Source organism: Roseateles sp. GW821-FHT09B06 (genome assembly GCF_059418245.1).
Genome location: NZ_JBWKPM010000032.1, coordinates 1 through 16,256, shown reverse-complemented (window position 1 = coordinate 16,256; position 16,256 = coordinate 1). Strand labels below are relative to the sequence as shown.

The following is a 16,256-nucleotide window of genomic DNA, read 5'->3' as shown; positions in this document are numbered from 1 at the left end:
CGGAGGCCTGCGATGTCCGACCCCATTCCATCCTTCTCACCCTCTCCATCATTATCATCATCCCAAGACGAGCGGGCCGAGGCAGCGCCCCTGCTCGGGCGCACGCCGGGCCGGCCGGGCGACTTCGACTTCCTGAGCGGCCACTGGCGGATCGCCCACCGGCGCCTGCTCGGCGAGACCCCCGCCGGCGCCGAGCACTGGGACGAGTTCGAGGGCGAGGCCAGCTGCTGGGGCATCCTGGGCGGCGTCGCCAGCGTCGAGGAGCTGCGCATTCCGGCGCGCGGCTTCAGCGGCATGGGGCTGCGGCTGCTGGATCTTGAGCGGCAGCGCTGGAGCGACTTCTGGGTCGACGCCAAGAGCGGCGTGCTGACGCCGCCCGGCATGCCCGGCAGCTTCGAGGGCGGCGCGGGCATCTTCCTGGCGGAGGAGATCGACGAGCAGGGGCGGCCGATGCTGGTGCGCGGCGTCTGGGATCGCATCACGCCGCGCTCCTGCCGCTGGCAGCAGGCGCTCTCGTACGACGCCGGCAGGAGCTGGGCGATGAACTGGGAGATGGCCTGGGTAAGGCGGGAGTGATGGCGGGCATGTCGGCGGACGCCTCCCGGCGCCGCCGGCCGCCCCGCCCCGATCCGGATTCAACCTCATGAAGCATTGCTTACATCTTGTGCGTCGGCGCGGCCGGCCTCTTGAGCGTTGTACCGGGTACAAGGACATGGCGGCGCGGCGGCCAGCAAGGCTGTCGCCCGTCGGCAAGGAGTCAAGCATGACCACGATGACGACGATGAACAAGGGACGGCGCAGCCTCAGGACGCTCGCGGTGGCGGCCCTGGCCCTGGGCGCGGCGCTCGGCACCGGCCTGGCCCAGGCGCGCAGCAATGTGCAGTGGTCCATCTCCATCGGCGCGCCGGTCTACTACGCCCCGCCCGTCTATGTGGAGCCCGCGCCGGTGGTCTACCTGCCCCCGCCGCGCCCGGTTTATGTGCAGCCGGCCCCGGTCTATTACTACGGCCCGCCGGCCTATGACTATGGCCAGTACCGGCACCATCACCACCGCCGTCACGGCGGCCATCGCGACAGCGACCGCGACGGCGTGCCTGATCGCTACGACCGGCGCCCGGACAACCCCTACCGGCAGTAGCAAGATCGGTCAGCCGGCCCGCCCGCCGCGGCCGGCCGCCCTCACGCCCTCAATCGGAGCGGCGGGCGCAGTAGACCAGCACCTTGAGCGCGCGCTCCTCCGACACATCGGCAAAGGCAGGCGGGTTGGGCAGGCGCCGCTCGAACGCGAGTTCGGGCGCCAGGGTGCGCATCTGGTCCTGCAGGAAGGCCGGTCCCAGCTTGGGCGTGTTCAGGCACAGCAGCGCCCGCCCGCCCGGGGCCAGCAGCTCCGGCAGCCGGCGCATCAGGCGCGCATAGTCCTTCTCGGCCACGAAGCTGCCCTTCTGATGGCTGGGCGGGTCGAGGATGATCAGCTCGTAAGGCCCCAGGCGCGTTATCTTGCCCCAGGAATTGAAGACGTCATGGGCCATGAAGCTGGCAGTCCCGGCTCCGCCTAGGCCGTTGAGCCGGTGGTTCTGCTGCCCGATCGCCAGCGCGCCGGGGCTCATGTCCATGTTCAGCACCTGCGTGGCGCCGGCCTGCAGCGCCACCACCGAGAAGGCGCAGGTGTAGGCGAACAGGTTCAGCACCTTGAAGCCCGGCCCGGCAGCGGCAGCGGTAGCAGCGTTCACATGCTCGCGCACCCAGCGCCGGCCCTCGGCCATGTCGAGGAAGAGGCCGTGGTTCTGGCCCTTGAGCACATGCACCTTGAAGCGGGCGCCCTGCTCGCTCACCACATGCGGCTCCTCCGGCACGCTGCCGGCCATCAGCCGCGTCTCGCTGCGGCCGCCCTCCTGGCGGCACTGGAACACCCAGTTCAGCGCCTGCCCGGGGGCCAGGACCTGCCAGCGCTGCGCCAGCGCCCGGTGGACCGCGGCCAGTTCTTCCTCGGCGGCTGGCTGGAAGGAGGTCAGCACGAAGACCGGCGGGTAGAAGTCCAGCGTCCATTGCTCGCAGCCGGGGTAGAGGCCGCCGCGGCCGTGGAAGAGGCGGCAGGCGTCCTGCTGTCCGGGTGGGGAGGCGAGGTCCAGCGTGGCGATGGCGTGGAGCAGGGCTTGCATGGGTACGGCGGATCCGAGGGGAAGGGGCGAGGGTGGAGAGAAGGAAGACAGGCAGGCAGTTCGGCCTTGCGATCTCCGGCCCGCAGTGTAGGCAAGGGTGCCGCGAGGGATGCTCTCGTAAGAGCCTCAATCGATCGCGCGCGTTCCCCGACAGCCCGGATAGGCTGTGCAACCCCAGAAGGACCTGCCGGCGTTGGCGCCCTGCTTGGCCACGCGCCGCGCCATCGGCTTGCTGCATTTGGGACAGGCGGGCGTCGTGGTGACTGCCTCCGCTTGAGGCGGGGCCGCTGCCGCTGGAGCGCCCGACCTCGCAGCCCGTGCCTGCCTCAGCATGGCCTGCAGTTGCGGGCCGTCCACCAGCTTCAGGTTGCGCCCGCTGGCAAAGCGCGTCGCCTCATCCGTGAAGCGCCCCGAAGTCACGACAAAGCCGCCGGCCGCGCCGTTGGCAGCCATCAGGCCGTAGAGCTCGCGTGCCACCTCGACGCCGACCTTGTAGGCGCGCCACTGCTTGCACTGCACCAGGAACTTTTCTCCGCCGCGGCTCAGCACCAGATCGACTCCGCCGTCCGCGCCGCCGCCGCCGTTCTCCAGAACGCGGTAGCCCTGCTGGCGGAACGACTCGCCGACCAGCAGTTCGAACTGCTGCCAGGACATGCCGGAGATCGCGTCGGCGGCTTCAGGGGTGCGGGTGGCCTGCTGCAGCAAGGCCCGGCGCTGGTGGCGGCGCCAGGCCGAGAGAGCGGCACCGATGAGGCACAGCAGCGGCAGCACATACTGGCCAACTCCGGCCAGCGCATGAATCATGCTGCGCGCCGCCACATCGCCCAGCTTGCCGGGCACTGCGGTGAGGGTGAGCGGCTGGATGGCGATGCTATGCAGCCACAGGTAGAACAGCAGCGCCAACAGGAGGCCCGCCCACCAGGGGGCAAGCGCCACGAGATCGATGAAGTCCTCGGCGGGACTGGTTTTCTTGTTTCTTCTGGCCATTTGCGGCTCTCCCTGAAGATATTGCGGCCATGATCCTGCCGCGGCGTGCCGATATCGCCAAGCCGCGGAGCGCACATGACGGGGCCCTCATGTGGCATGCGTCACGGGCCCGGGTGGCCGGCTTCTGCCGTAGCTCTATGATCGCCACCCAGGCAGGGAAAGACATGGCGGCGCGGGGCGCCGCCGGCCGCCATGATGGGCTGGCTCGATGCGTGTTCGAGCGGTTTCAGGGCGGGGCCGCGCGGCCCTGCCGGATGCTGCGATACGAGTCCATGAACCAACAAAACCTTGCCGATTTCTCCGGAATGCGGCCGATACCCTGCGCGGTCCGTTCAAGCCCTCGCTCTACGGCCGCATCATCCTGCCCTTCACCGTGCTGCGTCGGCTGTAATGCGTGCTGGAGCCCACCCGCGACGCCATGCGCAAACAGCGTGCCGCGCTGAAGGCAGCAAGGACGACCTGGATATGGCGTTGCCGCAGGTGGCCGGCGCGCCGTTTTATACAACCTTTCGAAGTTCGACCTGGCCACACGCTGGGCTCGACCAGCACCCGCGCCAATCTGGAGGACGATCTGGCCAAGTTCTCGGCCAATGCCGGCCAGATAATCGGCCACTTCGGTTTCGATAACTGGCTGGCCAAGCTGGAAGAGGCCAATCTGCTCTATCTGGTGACGGCGCATCAGAAGAGCGTGACGCATCTGCTCAGCGACGAGGAGTCGCGACGCCTGTTCCTGGATGTCGTCTACGAGCTGCTGGTGGGCGACAAGGCGGCGCCCTTGATGCAGCGAAGCCGGCCGGCCGCCGAATAATGATGCGTCAGGCGCTATCGCCCATTGCGTCAAGCAGTGCGGCGATGGCGCCGCCGAGAGGCGCCAGGTGCTGCTCCACCACCCCCCAGACCAGCCTGTCATTGACCGTGGCGTAGGCATGGATCAGCACATTGCGCAGGGCCACGGCCTGCGGCAGATCCGGAATCGTCGCGGCGGTGGCGGGGTCGGCCTTGCGCAACTGGTTCAGGGCTTCGCCGACGATCTCCAGCTGGCGCTCCACCGCCGAACGCAGCAACTCGTCGGCCAAGTAGTCGTCGAAGGTCTTGCCCTGCACAAAGCGCAAAGCCTTCTCGGCGGCCTGCTGTGCGTCCCAGAGGTACTTGGCCGAGTCAGGCGACATAGACCGGCACCTGTTCGGCCTCGATGCGCCGGCGCAGATAGGGGTTGCGCAGCGCCTCCGGCGTCAGCAGGTCGACGGGCCGGCTGAACAGGGCTTCCAGGCCGGCCTTCAGCGAGAAGAAGGCCTGGGAGTAGGCCGCCGGTGCCAGCGCTTCGTCAAACTCGACCAGGAAATCCAGGTCGCTGTCGGTCGGCCGGAAATCGGCCCGCGTGGCCGAACCGAACAAATGCAGGCGGCGGGCATGGCTGCGGCGGCACAGCTCGGTGAGCTGTGCCTGGCGTTCGGTGATGAAGGTCTGGGCAGCCATGCCCCGTATTCAACCTGCGGCGCGCAGCGACGTCAAACGTCAATGTTGGCCGCACGCAGCGCATTGGTCTCGATGAAATCCCGCCGCGGCTCCACCTCATCCCCCATCAGCATCGTGAACACCCGATCCGCTTCGATCGCGTCCTCGATCTGCACGCGCAGCAGGCGGCGCACATTGGGGTCCATCGTGGTTTCCCACAGCTGTTCGGGGTTCATCTCGCCCAGCCCCTTGTAGCGCTGGCGGCCCACCGAGTTCTCGGCCTGCTGCATCAGCCAGGCCATCGCGGCGCGGAAGTCGGCGACCTGGCTTTCCTTGGCCTTCTCGCCCTCGCCCTTCTTGACCAGCGCGCCTTCGCCCACCAGGCCCTTGAAGGTGCGGCCGGCCTCGGCCAGCACCTCGTAGTCGGCGCCATGCACGAAGTCGGCATTGATGATGCTGGAGCGCACATTGCCGTGGTGGCGGCGGCTGATGCGCAGGAACAGCTTGTCGGTGCGGGCGTCGTATTCGCTCGTCACCTCGGCGTCGTGCAGCGCGGCCTGCATCGCGGCCGCGGCGGCCTCGGCGGCCTCCTTGCCGTCGAGGTTGATCGCCAGGCCGCCGGCCAGCACGCGCAGGGCCTCGAAGTCCATCCAGTTGGAGAGGCGCTCGATCACGTTCTCGGCCAGCACATACTTGCGGGCCAGGGTCTCGAAGGCCTCGCCCTTCAGCACCGCGCCCTCGCCGTTGCCGCCCTCGGTCTTGCCGGTGTGCAGCTCGGCGTCCTGCAGCGCCACCTTCAAGAGGAAGGCGTCCAGTTCGCTGCCGTCCTTCAGGTACTGCTCATGCTTGCCGACCTTGACCTTGTAGAGCGGCGGCTGCGCGATGTAGATATGGCCGCGCTCGCAGAGCTCGGGCATCTGGCGGTAGAAGAAGGTCAAGAGCAGGGTGCGGATGTGGGCGCCGTCCACGTCCGCGTCGGTCATGATGATGATGCGGTGATAGCGCAGCTTGTCGGGGTTGAAGTCGTCGCCGCCGGCGCCGCGGCCGATGCCGGTGCCCAGGGCCGTGATCAAGGTCAGGATTTCATTGCTTGTGAGCAGCTTTTCGTAGCGCGCCTTCTCGACGTTCAGGATCTTGCCGCGCAGCGGCAGGATGGCCTGGAACTTCCGGTCGCGGCCCTGCTTGGCCGAGCCGCCTGCGGAGTCGCCCTCCACGATGTAGATCTCGCACAGCGCGGGATCCTTCTCCTGGCAGTCGGCCAGCTTGCCGGGCAGACCCAGGCCGTCCAGCACGCCCTTGCGGCGCGTCATCTCGCGCGCTTTCCGAGCCGCTTCGCGGGCGCGGGCGGCGTCGAGGATCTTGCCGCAGATGGTCTTGGCGTCCAGCGGGTTCTCGAGCAGGTAGTCGGTCAAGAGGCGCGAGACGATGTCTTCCACCGGCGCGCGCACCTCGGAGCTGACCAGCTTGTCCTTGGTCTGCGAGCTGAACTTGGGCTCGGGCACCTTGACGCTGACCACGCAGGCCAGGCCTTCGCGCATGTCATCGCCGGCCACCTCGACCTTGGCCTTCTTGGCCAGCTCGTTGTCGACGATGTACTTGTTCAGCACGCGCGTCATGGCCGCGCGTAAGCCGGTGAGATGGGTGCCGCCGTCGCGCTGCGGGATGTTGTTGGTGAAGCAGAGGACGTTCTCGTTGAAGCCGTCGTTCCACTGCATCGCCACTTCGACGCCGATGTTCGTGCCCTGCTCGCTCAGCTTGTCGCCCTGGGCATGGAAGATGTTCGGGTGCAGGGTGGTCTTGCCCTTGTTGATGAACTCGACGAAGCCCTTGACGCCGCCGGCATAGGCGAAGTTGTCTTCCTTGTTGTTGCGCTCGTCGACCAGGCGGATCTTGACGCCGTTGTTCAGGAAGCTCAGCTCGCGCAGGCGCTTGGCCAGGATCTCGTAGTGGAACTCGCTGTTCTGCGTGAAGATCTCGGTGTCGGGCAGGAAATGCACCTCGGTGCCGCGCTTGTCGGTGTCGCCGATGATCTTCATCGGGCTCACTTCGAAGCCCTCGCGCATCTCCAGCAGGCGGTCCTGCGGCACGCCCTTCTTGAACTCGATCTGGTGGATCTTGCCGTCGCGGCGCACGGTCAGGCGCAGGTTCTTCGACAGCGCGTTGACGCAGCTGACGCCCACGCCGTGCAGGCCGCCCGAGACCTTGTAGCTGTTCTGGTTGAACTTGCCGCCGGCATGCAGCTCGGTCAGCGCGATCTCGGCGGCCGAGCGCTTGGGCTCGTGCTTGTCGTCCATCTTGACGCCGGTGGGGATGCCGCGGCCGTTGTCGATGACGCTGATCGAGTTGTCGGTGTGGATCGTGACGATGATGTCGTCGCAATGGCCGGCCAGGGCCTCGTCGATCGAGTTGTCCACCACCTCGAACACCAGGTGGTGCAGGCCGGTGCCGTCGGAGGTGTCGCCGATATACATGCCGGGGCGCTTGCGCACGGCCTCCAGGCCTTCGAGGATCTGGATCGAATCGGCGCCGTACACGGTGCCCGCGCTGACGTCAGCCTGGGCCGCCGCCTGCTGCTTGTCCGTCAGGCCTTCGGGGTTGGTTTCGTTGCTCGGAACATCACTCATCGGGGACTCTCTCTCACAGGCGGGCGGCGTTTTCTGCGGCCCTTTAAAAGCGCATAAGCGGGCACGAGGCCCGCTGAAGGTTTACTTGTCTACCGTCGCTCAGATCCGCATCGGCATCACGACGTACTTGAAGCCGGTCTGTTCCGGGATCGTGATCAGCGCGCTGGCGGCACTGTCGTTCAGGTCGATGCTGACCATGTCCTGGCTCATGTTCGACAGGGCGTCCATCAGGTAGGTCACGTTGAAGCCGGTCTCGATCAGGTCGCCGCCGTAGTCGATCTCGATCTCCTCCTTGGCCTCCTCCTGCTCGGCATTGCTGGAGGCGATGCTCAGGAGGCCCGGCTCGAAGGAGAGGCGCACGGCCTTGAACTTCTCGCTGGTCAGGATGGCGGCGCGCTGCAGGCTGGCCAGCAGCGGCTGGCGGCCCAGCGTGACGTTGAATTTGTGGTTCTTCGGGATCACGCGGTTGTAGTCGGGGAACTTGCCCTCGACCAGCTTGGTGACGAACTCCATGCCGCTGAACGTGAACTTGGCCTGGTTGCCGGCGAAGCGCATCTCGATCGGCTGCTCTTCTTCCTCGCCCCCCTTGTCACCTTTACTGCCGTCCTTCAGGAGGCGCATCAGCTCCAGCACCGTCTTGCGCGGCAGGATCACCTCCTGCTTGGGCATGTCGGTCTCCAGCGTGGCCTGGGCCAGCGCCAGGCGGTGGCCGTCGGTGGCCACCAAGGTGAGGGTCTTGCCCTCGGCGACGAACAGGATGCCGTTCAGGTAGTAGCGGATGTCATGCACCGCCATCGCGAAGTGCACCTGGTTGATCAGGTGTTTCAGCGTCTTCTGCGGCACGGCGAAGGCCGGGCCGAAGTCGGCCGCCTCCTGCACCAGCGGGAAGTCGTCGGCCGGCAGGGTCTGCAGGGTGAAACGGCTCTTGCCGCCCTGCAGGGTCAGCTTGCTGGCGTTGGCGGTCAGGCTGACGGTCTGGTCGGCAGGCATCGAGCGCAGGATGTCGATCAGCTTGCGCGCGCCCACCGTGGTCGTGAAGTTGCCGGCGTCGCCGTCCAGCTCGGCCGTGGTGCGCACCTGGATCTCCAGGTCGGAGGTGGTCAGCTCGATCTGCGGGCCCTGCTTGCGTATCAGCACGTTCGCCAGGATCGGCAAGGTATGGCGGCGCTCGACGATGCCGGCCACGGCCTGCAGGGCCGCGAGCACCTTGTCCTGGGTGGCTTTCAACACAATCATGTTCAACCTCTCTCCACTGGTTTTGGCTGGACTGCCGCCTTTTGGGCAATCCGCCTATTTTCACCTAGTTAGGTGTCGTTTCCCGCTGTGGGAAACCTGCCCCCGGGCCGCTTATCCCTTCAAGGTCTGTTCCAGCACATGCAGCTGCTGGTTCAGCTCGGTGTTCTTCTGGCGCTCGCCGCCGATCTTGCGCACCGCGTGCAGCACGGTCGTGTGGTCGCGCCCGCCGAACAGCTCGCCGATCTCGGGCAGGCTCTTCTGGGTCAGCTCCTTAGCCAGGTACATCGCGATCTGGCGCGGCCGCGCGATGCTGGCCGGACGCTTCTTGCTGTACATGTCGGCGACCTTGATCTTGTAGAAGTCGGCCACGGTCTTCTGGATGTTCTCCACCGAGATCTGCCGGTTTTGGATCGACAGCAGGTCCTTCAGGGCCTCGCGGGCCAGCTGGATATTGATTTCCTTGTGCGAGAAGCGGCTGTAGGCCAGCACCTTGCGCAGCGCGCCTTCCAGCTCGCGCACGTTTGCGCGCACGTTTTTCGCGATAAAGAAGGCCACGTCCTCGGGCATCGGCGCGGCCTCGGCCTCCGCCTTCTTGATCAGGATGGCCACCCGCATTTCCAGCTCGGGCGGCTCGATCGCCACCGTCAGGCCGGCGTCGAAGCGGCTGGTCAGGCGCTCGTCGATGTCCACCAGGCCCTTCGGATAGGTGTCCGAGGTCATGATGATGTGGGCGCGCTTGGCCAACAGGGCCTCGAAGGCGTTGAAGAACTCCTCCTGGGTGCGATCCTTGCCGGCGAAGAACTGCACATCGTCGATCAGCAGCAGGTCCAGCGAGTGGTACTTGGCCTTCAGCTCGTCGAAGGTCTTGCGCTGGTAGTTCTTCACCACGTCCGAGATGAACTGCTCGGCGTGCAGGTAGAGCACCCGCGCGTCCGGCTTGTCCTTCAGCAGGGCATTGCCCACCGCGTGGATCAGGTGGGTCTTGCCCAGGCCCACGCCGCCGTAGATGAACAGCGGGTTGTACATCGCGCCGGGCGCGCCGGCCACATGCAGGGCGGCGGTGCGCGCCATCTGGTTGGCGCGGCCGGGCACCAGGGTGTCGAAGGTCAGCGCATGGTTGATGCGGTGGCGGCTCGCGCTGGGCGGAGGATTGGGCGGCGGGCTCGGCTGCACCGCGGCCGACACGATGACCGGCGCGGCGGTCTGGCCCGCGACCGTCGCCGGATGCGCCGCCATGGGCTGGGGCCGCAGCCCGTTGTGCAGCACCTGGCCGACGGCCACCGGCTGGTTGGCCGGCAGGGCCACGCGCGCCAGCGGCTCGCGCGGTGCCAGCGCCAGCTCCAGCCGCGCCGGGCGTCCGGCCAGTTCGCTCAGGATGGTTTCGATGCGTCCGGCATACTGGTTGCGGATCCAGTCCAGCTTGAAGCGATTCGGCACGCGCAGCGACACCACCACGCCGTCGGCACCGCCGTCGGCCACGTCGGCCGGGGGCAGGGGGCGGATCCAGGTGTTGAATTGTTGTTCGGGCAGTTCCGCGGCCAGCCGTTCGCAGCCGCGCTGCCAGAGATCAGCGCTCATTGTGGAAAACTTGTTCTTGAGCGGCCGGATTGTACGGATCTTGGGGCCGCCAGACCGCCGGTTATCCACAGAATTTTCGGGCCGGTCAATCCCCTGCAAACCCGACTTGCTGTCCACAGCGCATTGACCGGGTCGGCAAATTTTGGTGTAATCGCGGGTTTTCCGGGCGCTGGAGGCTGTGGCGCGCGGGTACCGGCTGGCGAGTTCTGTGGATTTCACGAAGCTTGCGGCCGGTGCGATGGCTCCCCATCTCCTCCAAGCTAACCGACCGAGGGCTGTTTGGCGGCCCCAAGGCGCAGTTAGCGCTCCTAGCATCAGTCGCCTTTGTAGAGGTTCCAGCATGAAACGCACTTACCAAGCTTCCAAGACCCGTCGCGCCCGTACCCATGGCTTCCTGGTTCGCATGAAGACCCGCGGCGGCCGCGCCGTGATCGCCGCGCGCCGCGCCAAGGGCCGCAAGCGCCTGGCCGTCTAAGTCGGGACACGGACGTGATCGGCCGCATCCAGCGATCGGCCGACTTTGAGCGCGTGCTGGGTACCCCCAGCCGGGCGCGCAGCGCCCATTTCGCCGCTCACCATGTCGCGGCTCCGCCCAGCCTGCCGGGTCGACGCTTATCCACAGCGCAACCCGAGTTATCAACAGACCGTGCACCGGTCGTCCACATGCTTGTGGATGACTCGTCCGATGCCTCCCCGGATCGGGCGCCGCTGCAGGGCTGCTGGCTGGGCATGGTGGTGCCCAAGCGCCATGCGCGCCGCGCCGTGACCCGCTCCCTGCTCAAGCGCCAGATCCGCGCCGCTTTCGCTTCCCTGGAAGTCGCGAGCGGAGGCGGCTTGCCGCCCGGCCTCTGGGTCGTGCGCCTGCGCGCGCCCTTCGATCGCAAGCAGTTCCCCAGCGCCTCGTCCGACGCGCTGCGCCTGGCTGCGCGCGCCGAGCTGGCGCAGCTGGTGGACAAGCTGGCGCGGCCGCGGCCCGGCCGTTCCAACGCCGTGCCGCCCCTGCCATGAGCCTGGCGCAGCGCCTCCTCAAGGGTCTGGTGCGCGGCTACCAGCTGCTGTTCAGCCATTGGCTGCAGGCGGGCTGCCGCTACCAGCCCAGCTGTTCGAACTATGCGATGCAGGCGCTCGAGCGCCATGGCGCCGCGGCCGGCAGCTATCTGGCGGCCGCGCGCATCCTGCGCTGCAACCCCTTCTGCCTGGGCGGGCATGATCCCGTGCCGGACCATCCGCCGCGCCTGTTCAGCCGTTTCGGCGGCGGGCTCGGGCGATCTCCCTCTTCTTCCAATCCTGAAGCTTCCCCATGACTGATATACGCCGCACCGTGCTGTGGGTGGTGTTCACCATGTCGCTGGTCCTCCTGTGGGACGGCTGGCAAAAGCACAACGGTCACCCCTCGATGTTCAGCCCCGCGCCGGCCAAGCCGGTGGCCGCGGCCGGCTCGGCACCGGGCGCCGTTCCCGCGCCGGCGGCCCTGCCCGGCACCGCTGCCGTCGCCGCCGCCACGCCGAGCGCCGCGGCCTCGGTGCCGGTGGCCAGCGAGAGCGTGGTGATCAGCACCGACGTCATCAAGGCCACCCTGGACAGCCAGGGCGGCAGTCTGGTGCGCGTCGAACTGCTGCAGCACAAGGACGACACCGACCCCAGCGGCCATGTGGTGGTGCTGGACCGCAGCGCCAAGCGCGTCTACACGGCCCAGACCGGCCTGGTGGGCGTGGCCGGCGCGCCCTCGCACCTGAGCAATATGGCGCTGCAGCCCGGCGCCCGCACGCTGGCCGACGGTGCGCAGGAGCTGGTGGTGCGCTTCGAGTCGCCCGAGATGGGCGGCCTGAAGCTGATCAAGACCTACAGCTTCAAGCGCGGCGACTATGCGATCGCGGTCAAGCATGAGGTGCAGAACGTCTCGGCGGCGCCGCTAAGCCCGCAGCTCTATGTGCAGCTGCTGCGCGACGGCAATGCCGGTCCCGGCGAGTCGAGCTTCTACTCGACCTTCACCGGCCCCGCGATCTATACCGAGAAGAGCAAGTTCCACAAGGTCGACTTCAAGGACATCGAGAAGGGCAAGGCCGAGTACGAGAAGAACGCCGGCGACGGCTGGGTCGCGATGGTCCAGCATTACTTCGCCAGCGCCTGGCTGCGCAACGCGCAGAGCCCGCGCGAGTTCTACGCGAAGAAGGTCGACGCCAACCTCTATTCGGTGGGCATGGTGTTTCCGATGGGCCAAGCCGCCCCGGGCGCCAGCGTCAGCGCCGAGGACCAGCTATTCGTCGGTCCGCAGGAGGAGAACAAGCTCGCCGCGCTGGCCCCGGGCCTGGAACTGGTGAAGGACTACGGCTGGTTCACCATCCTCTCCAAGCCGCTGTTCTGGCTGCTCGACCAGTTGCACAAGATCCTGGGCAACTGGGGCTGGGCCATCATCGCCCTGGTGGTGCTGCTGAAGATCGCCTTCTACTGGCTGAACGCCAGCGCCTACCGCAGCATGGCCAAGATGAAGGCGGTGAATCCGCGCATCATGGAAATGCGCGAGCGCCTGAAGGACAAGCCGCAGCAGATGCAGCAGGAGATGATGCGCATCTACCGCGAGGAGAAGGTCAATCCGATCGGCAGCTGCCTGCCCATCTTCCTGCAGATGCCCTTCTTCATCGCGCTGTACTGGGTGCTGCTGTCCAGCGTCGAGATGCGCCATGCGCCCTGGATCAGCTGGATCATCGACCTCTCGGCCAAGGACCCCTACTTCATCCTGCCGCTGCTGATGACGGCCACCAGCCTGCTGCAGGTCTGGCTGAATCCGGCCCCGCCCGATCCGGTGCAGGCCAAGATGATGTGGATCATGCCGCTGGCCTTCAGCGTGATGTTCTTCTTCTTCCCGGCCGGCCTGGTGCTGTACTGGTTGACCAACAACATCCTGTCGATCGCCCAGCAGTGGATGATCAACAAGCGCATGGGCGTGCAGAAGTAATCGCCCGTTCCGACAGAAAGTCACGAAGCCCCCTACATGGGGGCTTTTTTCATGGGCGATCCACGCCTTTAATCAAGCCATGCGGGGCAGTGATCCATCGACCGGGCCTGCATGGCCGGAAAGGTGGACGTGGCTGGCGAGCAGGACTCACGAGAGCGCTGTTCCGGCCTCCCCCGCGCCACTCATCGAATGGCGCATCGGCGAGAATCCTGCCCATGCTGTCGCGCCACCAGGACCCCATCGCTGCCATTGCCACCGCCCCCGGACGCGGAGCCGTCGGCATCGTGCGCGTCTCGGCCCAGCAAGACCTGACCCCGTTGATCGCCGCGGTCTGCGGCCGGCCGCTGAAGGCCCGCGAGGCCAGCTACCTGCCCTTCAAGGCCGCCAGCGGCGAAGCGATCGACCAAGGCCTGGCCCTGCATTTCCCGGCCCCCCATTCCTATACCGGCGAGCATGTGCTCGAGCTGCAGGCGCATGGCGGTCCGGTGGTGCTGCAGCTGCTGCTGGCGCGCTGCCTGGAGGCCGGCCATGAACTGGATGAGCGCACCGGCCGGGCGCGTGCGCCCGGTATGCGCCTGGCCGAGCCCGGCGAGTTCACCCAGCGCGCCTTCCTGAACGGCAAGCTGGACCTGGCCCAGGCCGAGGCCGTGGCCGACCTGATCGACGCCAGCACCGAGGCCGCGGCGCGCAGCGCCAGCCGCGCGCTGTCGGGCGCATTGTCCGGCGAGGTGGGCGAGTTGCGCGACGCGCTGATCAAGCTGCGCATGCTGGTCGAGGCGACGCTGGACTTCCCCGAGGAGGAGATCGACTTCCTGCAGCAGGCCGACGCGCTGGGCCAACTGGCGCGCCTGCAGGCGCGGCTGGCCGCCGTGCTGGACCGCACCCGGCAGGGCGCGCTGCTGCGCGAGGGCATCAAGGTCGTGCTGGCGGGCCAGCCCAATGTGGGCAAGAGCTCGCTGCTGAACGCGCTGGCCGGCGCCGAGCTGGCCATCGTCACGCCGATCCCGGGCACCACGCGCGACAAGGTCAGCCAGACCATCCAGATCGAAGGCGTGCCCCTGCATATCAGCGACACCGCCGGCCTGCGCGAGACCAGCGACGAGGTCGAGCGCATCGGCGTGGCGCGCAGCTGGGACGCTATTCGCGAGGCCGACGTGCTGCTGTTTCTGCACGACCTGACCCGCCTGGGCCAGCCGGACTACGAGGCCGAGGATGCGCAGATCCGCGCGCGCCTAGCGGGCATCGCGCCGGAGCGCATCCTGCAGGTCTTCAACAAGGCCGATGCGGGCACCGCGCAAGACCTGGCCCCGGACGCCATCGCGCTCTCGGCCAAGACCGGCGCCGGCCTGGCCGAGCTGCGCGCGCGCCTGCTGCAGCAGGTCGGCTGGCATGCCACGCCCGAAGGCCTGTTCATCGCCCGCGAGCGCCATGTGCAGGCCCTGAGGCGCACCCGCGAGCATCTGGAACTGGCCTTGGGCGTGGCGACCCAGGAGCCGCCGGCGCTGGATCTGCTTGCCGAGGAGCTGCGCCTGGCCCACGACGCCCTGGGCGAGATCACCGGCGCCTTCTCGGCGGACGATCTGCTGGGCGTGATCTTCAGCAGCTTCTGTATCGGCAAGTGAGCACTCGTCCACGGGCATCTCAGGGCGGCCCTGGGAAGCCTACTTTCCCATGGTTATTCAAGGGCTTAGAGTAATTCTGGTCCGACGTCGTCCAACGATGTGCGTCGGCAGCCAATGGTTCTTGAGTCCAAGTAAGAACTTGGACTCAGCGAGGCAGCCATGGCCCTCGCCGACATTGCATTGAAGGCCGTGAAGCCCAAGGACAAGGCCTATACCCTATACGCTGGCCGATGAGCGCGGGCTGTATGTCGAGATCTTCCCCACGGGCGGCCACGCCCGCGGACCGCGCCCAGCTGCCGCTGGCCAAGCTGCGGGATGGCCACCGCCTGGCCTGCAATCTGCCCGTGACATCCGATCTGGAGATCGAGATGCCAGGCGGCGTCGACCTGTGGGCCCAGCATGGGGCGCAGGTGGAAAGCGTGAATGCGCTGTCACCGACCCTGCGCGAGATCGTTCTGCTTCCTGCCGACCATCGCGCCGCGTGGGCGGCCTGGCGCCTGCCATCGAGCCGGATGAACATTGCGCCATTGCGTCGCTCCTATTCGCTGTCGGCCCCCGTGGAGCAGATCAACGGGCGCATCAGTCTGCTGGTGCGCTTCCTCCATGGCCCGGCCGACGCGTCGCACCACCCGCCAGGCAAGGGCTCGTCCTATAGGTACAGCCTGAAGCCGGGCGACCGGGTTCGGTATGCAGGCCCCTTCGGTGAGTTTGCGCTGCATCTGGGACATCGCGAAAAAGTGTTCATCGGTGGCGGTGCGGGCATGGCGCCCTTGCGCGCGATGATCCGTTCGCTGCTTGAAGCTGGCGCCAGCGAACGCGTGCACTTCTGGCATGGCGCACGCACGCAAGCCGATGCGCCCCATGTTGAGGAGATGCAGGCCCTGGGTGCCCGGTTCGGCAATTTCAGCTGGCATCTCGTCCTGTCGGGTGACGCCGCTGAGCCTGCTGGTGCCGGCGACAGCTTGCCCAGGGCCCTGGCGCACGACGCGGTGCGCGAGCAGTTGCTGGAATCGCATGCCAACCTGGCGGCCTGCGAGTTCTATCTCGGCGGGCCGCCGGCCATGCTGAGCGCCACGCGCAAGATGCTCCGCAAGCTCGGCGTTGCGGACGCCCAGGTATCGCTCGACGACTTCAGGATCTGAACAAACGACGGGAACGGCGCGGCCGGTCAGCCGCCATGACCGTCGCGCAGCAGATGCTCCAAGCGGGCCACTTCATTGCCGACCGCCGTGATCTGACGGCCGTCTCTTGCGGTGATGAGCTCGCCCGGGCGGATCATGACGGCGCGGCCATGGGCGTCTTCCTTGGCCATCTTCCCATCGTTGAAGATGTAGAGGGTCGCACCCGCCGGCAGATCGACCTTGGCTTGAATGGCGTTTTGCAGTGCATGGCTTGCGAATGCCGGTGCCGCGGCAACGGTGGTCGAGATGGCGAAGGCAATGGCGAGGGATTTCATGATCATCGGTCCTTTCCTGGGGGAACGTCTCGCCGGCGACTCGCAGCAAGCACATCCGGACTCTAGGCACGGCCCGCCGTCGTCCGGCCGTCTTCGTCATTACGGTTCGCGGTTTGGCAAGGTAAGTGCAACACCGTCTCCAAAGAAGGTAGGGAGCTGGCCATAGTGCAGAGACCCTCAACC

General features: G+C 67.1%; 18 protein-coding genes. 10 read left to right on the top strand and 8 right to left on the bottom strand.

Going from position 1 to position 16,256, the window contains the following annotated elements; genetic code table 11:
• Positions 1-12 precede the first annotated feature (12 nt).
• Together AC07OQ_RS20935 and AC07OQ_RS20930 are read left to right on the top strand one after the other, a co-directional pair.
• Complete coding sequence (locus AC07OQ_RS20935; protein ID WP_495055078.1) at positions 13-576, top strand: hypothetical protein; 564 nt, start codon at positions 13-15, stop codon at positions 574-576.
• A 187-nt stretch (positions 577-763) separates the two neighbouring features.
• Positions 764-1,138 carry a hypothetical protein gene (locus AC07OQ_RS20930; protein ID WP_495055077.1) on the top strand — a complete coding sequence of 125 codons (375 nt, stop codon included), beginning with the start codon at positions 764-766 and terminating at the stop codon, positions 1,136-1,138.
• A gap of 49 nt (positions 1,139-1,187) precedes the next feature.
• Here the strand turns inward: AC07OQ_RS20930 and AC07OQ_RS20925 are convergent, their stop codons facing one another.
• The gene (locus AC07OQ_RS20925; RefSeq protein WP_495055076.1) at positions 1,188-2,159 is read right to left on the bottom strand and encodes a class I SAM-dependent methyltransferase; all 972 of its coding nucleotides are present in this window, start codon (positions 2,157-2,159) and stop codon (positions 1,188-1,190) included.
• Between the two features lie 126 nt (positions 2,160-2,285).
• Positions 2,286-3,146 carry a restriction endonuclease gene (locus AC07OQ_RS20920; RefSeq protein ID WP_495055075.1) on the bottom strand — a complete coding sequence of 287 codons (861 nt, stop codon included), beginning with the start codon at positions 3,144-3,146 and terminating at the stop codon, positions 2,286-2,288.
• Positions 3,147-3,354: 208 nt separating this feature from the next.
• Between AC07OQ_RS20920 and AC07OQ_RS20915 the strand changes: the two genes are divergently transcribed.
• Together AC07OQ_RS20915 and AC07OQ_RS20910 are read left to right on the top strand one after the other, a co-directional pair.
• Positions 3,355-3,537, top strand: coding sequence for a type I restriction-modification system subunit M N-terminal domain-containing protein (locus AC07OQ_RS20915; protein WP_495055074.1), 183 nt, complete (start codon positions 3,355-3,357; stop codon positions 3,535-3,537).
• A 27-nt stretch (positions 3,538-3,564) separates the two neighbouring features.
• Entirely contained in the window at positions 3,565-3,954 is a 390-nt protein-coding gene (locus AC07OQ_RS20910) for a hypothetical protein (protein WP_495055073.1), read from the top strand.
• A gap of 7 nt (positions 3,955-3,961) precedes the next feature.
• On the opposite strand, the gene AC07OQ_RS20905 is transcribed toward AC07OQ_RS20910, so the two are convergent.
• The 5 genes from AC07OQ_RS20905 to dnaA form a co-directional block, all read right to left on the bottom strand.
• Complete coding sequence (locus AC07OQ_RS20905; RefSeq protein ID WP_495055072.1) at positions 3,962-4,315, bottom strand: HepT-like ribonuclease domain-containing protein; 354 nt, start codon at positions 4,313-4,315, stop codon at positions 3,962-3,964.
• Positions 4,305-4,622 (bottom strand): nucleotidyltransferase family protein, encoded by a 318-nt coding sequence (locus AC07OQ_RS20900; RefSeq protein ID WP_495055071.1) that lies wholly within the window; start codon positions 4,620-4,622, stop codon positions 4,305-4,307. Before AC07OQ_RS20900 ends, AC07OQ_RS20905 begins: the two co-directional genes overlap by 11 nt.
• Positions 4,623-4,654: 32 nt before the next feature.
• Positions 4,655-7,225 carry a DNA topoisomerase (ATP-hydrolyzing) subunit B gene (gene gyrB, locus AC07OQ_RS20895; protein ID WP_495055070.1) on the bottom strand — a complete coding sequence of 857 codons (2,571 nt, stop codon included), beginning with the start codon at positions 7,223-7,225 and terminating at the stop codon, positions 4,655-4,657.
• Between the two features lie 99 nt (positions 7,226-7,324).
• Positions 7,325-8,461 carry a DNA polymerase III subunit beta gene (gene dnaN, locus AC07OQ_RS20890; protein ID WP_495055069.1) on the bottom strand — a complete coding sequence of 379 codons (1,137 nt, stop codon included), beginning with the start codon at positions 8,459-8,461 and terminating at the stop codon, positions 7,325-7,327.
• Between the two features lie 111 nt (positions 8,462-8,572).
• Positions 8,573-10,039: a chromosomal replication initiator protein DnaA gene (dnaA, locus tag AC07OQ_RS20885; protein WP_495055068.1), complete on the bottom strand. Its 1,467-nt coding sequence runs from the start codon at positions 10,037-10,039 to the stop codon at positions 8,573-8,575.
• 340 nt (positions 10,040-10,379) lie between these two features.
• On the opposite strand from dnaA, the gene rpmH reads away from it, so the two are divergent.
• From rpmH to AC07OQ_RS20855, 6 genes are all read left to right on the top strand, one after another.
• Positions 10,380-10,514, top strand: coding sequence for a 50S ribosomal protein L34 (rpmH, locus tag AC07OQ_RS20880; RefSeq protein ID WP_054021782.1), 135 nt, complete (start codon positions 10,380-10,382; stop codon positions 10,512-10,514).
• A 14-nt stretch (positions 10,515-10,528) separates the two neighbouring features.
• The gene (locus tag AC07OQ_RS20875) at positions 10,529-11,047 is read left to right on the top strand and encodes a ribonuclease P protein component (protein ID WP_495055067.1); all 519 of its coding nucleotides are present in this window, start codon (positions 10,529-10,531) and stop codon (positions 11,045-11,047) included.
• Positions 11,048-11,049: 2 nt separating this feature from the next.
• Positions 11,050-11,343, top strand: a complete 294-nt coding sequence (yidD, locus tag AC07OQ_RS20870) for a membrane protein insertion efficiency factor YidD (RefSeq protein WP_495055114.1) — start codon at positions 11,050-11,052, stop codon at positions 11,341-11,343.
• Positions 11,340-12,995 (top strand): membrane protein insertase YidC, encoded by a 1,656-nt coding sequence (gene yidC, locus AC07OQ_RS20865; protein WP_495055066.1) that lies wholly within the window; start codon positions 11,340-11,342, stop codon positions 12,993-12,995. The genes yidD and yidC overlap by 4 nt, the downstream gene beginning before the upstream one ends.
• A gap of 215 nt (positions 12,996-13,210) precedes the next feature.
• Positions 13,211-14,617: a tRNA uridine-5-carboxymethylaminomethyl(34) synthesis GTPase MnmE gene (gene mnmE, locus AC07OQ_RS20860; protein ID WP_495055065.1), complete on the top strand. Its 1,407-nt coding sequence runs from the start codon at positions 13,211-13,213 to the stop codon at positions 14,615-14,617.
• 245 nt (positions 14,618-14,862) lie between these two features.
• A complete protein-coding gene (locus tag AC07OQ_RS20855; protein ID WP_495055064.1) occupies positions 14,863-15,759 on the top strand; it encodes an FAD-binding oxidoreductase in 897 nt (298 codons plus the stop codon).
• A gap of 26 nt (positions 15,760-15,785) precedes the next feature.
• On the opposite strand, the gene AC07OQ_RS20850 is transcribed toward AC07OQ_RS20855, so the two are convergent.
• A complete protein-coding gene (locus tag AC07OQ_RS20850; protein ID WP_495055063.1) occupies positions 15,786-16,079 on the bottom strand; it encodes a CopK family periplasmic copper-binding protein in 294 nt (97 codons plus the stop codon).
• Positions 16,080-16,256: the final 177 nt, after the last annotated feature.

Coding starts and splice junctions, on each gene's coding strand:
- AC07OQ_RS20855 (WP_495055064.1), top strand. CDS start 14,863: ATGTCGAGATCTTCCCCACGGGCGGCCACGCCCGCGGACCGCGCCCAG.
- AC07OQ_RS20905 (WP_495055072.1), bottom strand. CDS start 4,315: ATGTCGCCTGACTCGGCCAAGTACCTCTGGGACGCACAGCAGGCCGCC.
- dnaA (WP_495055068.1), bottom strand. CDS start 10,039: ATGAGCGCTGATCTCTGGCAGCGCGGCTGCGAACGGCTGGCCGCGGAA.
- AC07OQ_RS20925 (WP_495055076.1), bottom strand. CDS start 2,159: ATGCAAGCCCTGCTCCACGCCATCGCCACGCTGGACCTCGCCTCCCCA.
- AC07OQ_RS20900 (WP_495055071.1), bottom strand. CDS start 4,622: ATGGCTGCCCAGACCTTCATCACCGAACGCCAGGCACAGCTCACCGAG.
- AC07OQ_RS20910 (WP_495055073.1), top strand. CDS start 3,565: ATGCGCAAACAGCGTGCCGCGCTGAAGGCAGCAAGGACGACCTGGATA.
- gyrB (WP_495055070.1), bottom strand. CDS start 7,225: ATGAGTGATGTTCCGAGCAACGAAACCAACCCCGAAGGCCTGACGGAC.
- mnmE (WP_495055065.1), top strand. CDS start 13,211: ATGCTGTCGCGCCACCAGGACCCCATCGCTGCCATTGCCACCGCCCCC.
- yidC (WP_495055066.1), top strand. CDS start 11,340: ATGACTGATATACGCCGCACCGTGCTGTGGGTGGTGTTCACCATGTCG.
- AC07OQ_RS20935 (WP_495055078.1), top strand. CDS start 13: ATGTCCGACCCCATTCCATCCTTCTCACCCTCTCCATCATTATCATCA.
- dnaN (WP_495055069.1), bottom strand. CDS start 8,461: ATGATTGTGTTGAAAGCCACCCAGGACAAGGTGCTCGCGGCCCTGCAG.
- AC07OQ_RS20930 (WP_495055077.1), top strand. CDS start 764: ATGACCACGATGACGACGATGAACAAGGGACGGCGCAGCCTCAGGACG.
- AC07OQ_RS20850 (WP_495055063.1), bottom strand. CDS start 16,079: ATGATCATGAAATCCCTCGCCATTGCCTTCGCCATCTCGACCACCGTT.
- rpmH (WP_054021782.1), top strand. CDS start 10,380: ATGAAACGCACTTACCAAGCTTCCAAGACCCGTCGCGCCCGTACCCAT.
- AC07OQ_RS20920 (WP_495055075.1), bottom strand. CDS start 3,146: ATGGCCAGAAGAAACAAGAAAACCAGTCCCGCCGAGGACTTCATCGAT.
- AC07OQ_RS20915 (WP_495055074.1), top strand. CDS start 3,355: ATGCGTGTTCGAGCGGTTTCAGGGCGGGGCCGCGCGGCCCTGCCGGAT.